This window comes from Pseudomonas sp. EGD-AK9 (genome assembly GCF_000465935.2).
GTDB lineage: Bacteria > Pseudomonadota > Gammaproteobacteria > Pseudomonadales > Pseudomonadaceae > Aquipseudomonas.
Map to the genome: position 1 here is coordinate 1 of NZ_AVOF01000378.1, position 2925 is coordinate 2925.

Annotated in this window: 4 protein-coding genes; all 4 read left to right on the forward strand. The window is 69.9% G+C overall.

All coding sequences use genetic code 11. The features are described 5' to 3' along the window. A partial coding sequence (locus N878_RS16750; RefSeq protein WP_021444758.1) for a L,D-transpeptidase family protein occupies window positions 1-1093 on the forward strand: 1093 nt, incomplete at its 5' end. A 104-nt stretch (window positions 1094-1197) separates the two neighbouring features. Next, window positions 1198-2133, forward strand: a complete 936-nt coding sequence (locus N878_RS16755) for an SPFH domain-containing protein (RefSeq protein WP_021444759.1) — start codon at window positions 1198-1200, stop codon at window positions 2131-2133. A gap of 4 nt (window positions 2134-2137) precedes the next feature. After that, the gene (locus N878_RS16760) at window positions 2138-2587 is read left to right on the forward strand and encodes an NfeD family protein (RefSeq protein WP_021444760.1); all 450 of its coding nucleotides are present in this window, start codon (window positions 2138-2140) and stop codon (window positions 2585-2587) included. Then, window positions 2584-2925, forward strand: a 342-nt coding sequence (locus N878_RS16765; RefSeq protein WP_031303328.1) for a hypothetical protein, incomplete at its 3' end; no start/stop codon positions are given. The genes N878_RS16760 and N878_RS16765, both read left to right, overlap by 4 nt.

Consider the following 2925-nt stretch of genomic DNA (forward strand, 5'->3'; position numbering starts at 1 on the left):
CGCCTACCGCCGCCTGCGCGCCGCCTACGCCGAATTGCGCCAGCGGCCGCTGGCCGACTGGCAGCCCCTGGCCGACGGCCCCCTACTCAAGGCGCAGCACCGCGATGCACGGGTGCCGGGGCTGCGCGAACGCCTGCGCGCCGAGGGCTACCTGAGCGTGACGACGGTTGCCGGCGAAGCCTTCGACCCGGCCACGGTGCTGGCCCTGCAGGCCTTCCAGGACGACCACGGGCTGAATCCCGACGGCATCCTCGGCCCGGCCAGCCTGGCCGAACTGAACGTCGACGCACCGATGCGCCGCGCCCAGCTGCGCATCAACCTGGAGCGCCTGCGCTGGCTGGCCGACGACCTGGCCGCGACCGAGGTGCTGATCAACGTCGCCGCCGCCGAGCTGCTGGTGCTGCGCCAGCAACGGGTGCTGTGGCGCACCCGCACCCAGGTCGGCCGCGCCGGTCGCGAAACGCCGCTGCTGGCCTCGCGCATCCAGCGTCTGACGCTCAATCCGACCTGGACGGTGCCGCCGACCATCCTGCGCGAGGACAAGCTGCCGGCGATCCGCGACGACCTCGCCTACCTCGCCCAGCAGGAGCTCAGCGTGCTCGATCGCGACGGCCAGCCGCTCGACCCGGAGCTGGTGGACTGGGACAACCCCGGCGCCATCGTCCTGCGCCAGGCCGCCGGCACGCGCAACCCGCTGGGCCGGGTGGCGCTGCGCTTCGCCAACCCCTTCGCGGTGTACCTGCACGACACCCCCAGCCAGCGCCTGTTCGACAAGTCGCCGCGGGTGTTCAGCTCCGGCTGCGTGCGCGTCGAGGCGGTGGGCACCCTGCTGGCCTGGCTGCTCCGGCCGCAGGAGCTGGAGCCGGTGCAGCAGCGCATCGCCAGCGGCAAGACCCAGGAATACCGCCTGCAGCAGCCGGTGCCGCTGCTGATCGCCTACTGGACGGTGGAGGCGCGCAGCGACGGCACCCTGCGCTACGCCCCCGACATCTATGCCCGCGACGCCCAGCTGATCGCCGCCCTGGCCCGCGCGCAAGGCCTGAGCGCTGCATCTCAGCCCGATATGCAGCGCGCCATCGCCGCCGGGCAGTGAGAAGGGGTCGGCGGCAATTGGCCAGCGGCTATGCTTAGATGCCGACAAGGCCGTTCGTCACGTCGCGACGGTCAACTGCACGCACGCAAGAGGGAGATCGCTTTATGGAAATCGGTGGCGTCCTGCTGCTGTTCGTCGGCCTGGCTCTGGCCATCGTCTACATGGGCTTCAAGGTGGTGCCGCAGGGCTCGGAGTGGACGGTGGAGCGCTTCGGCCGCTACACCACCACGCTCAAGCCCGGGCTCAACATCATAGTGCCGGTGATGGACCGCATCGGCCGCAGGCTCAACGTCATGGAAAGCGTGCTGGACATCCCGCCGCAGGAAGTGATCAGTGCCGACAACGCCATAGTGCAGATCGACGCGGTGTGCTTCTTCCAGGTGATCAACGCCGCCCAGGCCGCCTACGAGGTGAACAACCTGGAGCACGCCATCCGCAACCTGGTGATGACCAATATCCGCACCGTGCTCGGCTCCATGGAACTGGACGCCATGCTCAGCCAGCGCGACGCGATCAACGAACGCCTGCTCAAGACGGTCGACGAAGCCACCGCGCCCTGGGGCATCAAGATCACCCGCATCGAGATCAAGGACATCAGCCCGCCCGCCGATCTGGTCGAAGCCATGGCCAGCCAGATGAAGGCCGAACGCCTCAAGCGCGCGCAGATCCTCGAGGCCGAGGGCTCGCGCTCGGCCGCCATCCTCACCGCCGAGGGCCACAAGCAGGCCGAGATCCTGCGTGCCGAGGGCGAACGCCAGGCCGCCTTCCTCGAGGCCGAGGCGCGCGAACGGGCGGCCCAGGCCGAAGCCGAGGCGACCCGCGTGGTGTCCCAGGCCATCGCCAGCGGCAACGTGCAGGCAGTCAACTACTTCGTCGCGCAGAAGTACATCGAAGCGCTCGGCCAGCTGGCGGCGGCCGACAACAGCAAGGTGGTGCTGATGCCGCTGGAGGCCAGCCAGGTGATCGGCGCGGTCGGTGGCATCGGCGAAATCGTCAAGGCCACTTTCGGTGCCGGCGGCCCAGGCGAGAAGCAGGGCTGACGTCATGATCTATTACCTGCAACACCTGTCGTTCTGGGACTGGCTGGCACTGGCCACCGTCCTGCTGATCCTCGAAGTCTTCGGCGCCGGCGGCTACCTGCTGTGGATCGGCCTGGCCGCCGCCTGCGTCGGCGTGCTCACCTACCTGTTTCCGGAGCTGCCCTGGGTCTGGCAATTCTTCCTGTTCGGCCTGCTGGCGATCCTCACCGCCGTGCTCTGGTGGCGCCGCCAGCGCAGCGCCACGCGCCCCAGCGACCAGCCGGGGCTGAACCAGCGCGGCAGCGAACTGCTCGGCCGGCGTTTCGCCCTGCACGAGGCGATAGTCGGCGGCCGCGGCAAGATCAAGGCCGGCGACAGCCTGTGGCTGGTCAGCGGCCCCGACCTGCCGGCCGGCAGCTCGGTCAAGGTGGTGGCCCAGGATGGCGTGATTCTGCGGGTCGAACGCGACGCATGAGCGAGGTGCGCCTGGCGCCGCTGCCGGCGGCGCAGGCCGACGCGACCCTGGCGCTGCTCGATGCGGCCTTCGCCGACGACCCGAGCCTGGGCTGGTACCTGATGCGCGAGCGCCCCGGCTTCGGCGCTAGACGCCGCGCGTACCTGCAGGCCTACCTGGCGTTTCATCGAGACAATCGCCTACCGGTTCTCGCCGCCTGGCGCGGCTCGGCGCTGTGCGGCCTGAGCCTCTTTGATCTGGCCCAGACACCCAGCAGCGATAGCGTGCATGAGCTGGGCCGGCGCATCGCCGACGCCTGCGGTGCGGACTGCCTGACGCGCCTGGATCGCCTGCTCGCC